We start from the raw sequence: 301 nt of genomic DNA, 5'->3' as shown, positions 1-301 counted from the left end.
GATTCATTGAAGAAGACGATAAAGAAGCAGCCCGAAATTGGGTCTGTAGCTCAGTTGGTTAGAGCGCACCCCTGATAAGGGTGAGGTCGGCAGTTCGAATCTGCCCAGACCCACCAATTTTGTGTGGGAAACGCCTGTAGAAATACGGGGCCATAGCTCAGCTGGGAGAGCGCCTGCCTTGCACGCAGGAGGTCAACGGTTCGATCCCGTTTGGCTCCACCACTACTGCTTCTGTCTTGAAAGCTTAGAAATGAGCATTCCATCACTGTGATGGTGAATGTTGATTTCTAGTCTTTGATTA

Annotated in this window: 2 tRNA genes; both read left to right on the top strand. The window is 49.8% G+C overall.

Going from position 1 to position 301, the window contains the following annotated elements:
* The first annotated feature begins 39 nt into the window (after positions 1-39).
* Positions 40-116, top strand: a tRNA-Ile gene (locus HYE77_RS32385).
* A gap of 30 nt (positions 117-146) precedes the next feature.
* Positions 147-222, top strand: a tRNA-Ala gene (locus HYE77_RS32380).
* The last annotated feature ends 79 nt before the right edge of the window (positions 223-301 follow it).

The sequence above is a fragment of the Pseudomonas sp. IPO3774 genome, assembly GCF_013386835.1.
GTDB lineage: Bacteria > Pseudomonadota > Gammaproteobacteria > Pseudomonadales > Pseudomonadaceae > Aquipseudomonas.
This window is presented reverse-complemented; position numbering and strand designations above follow the sequence as displayed.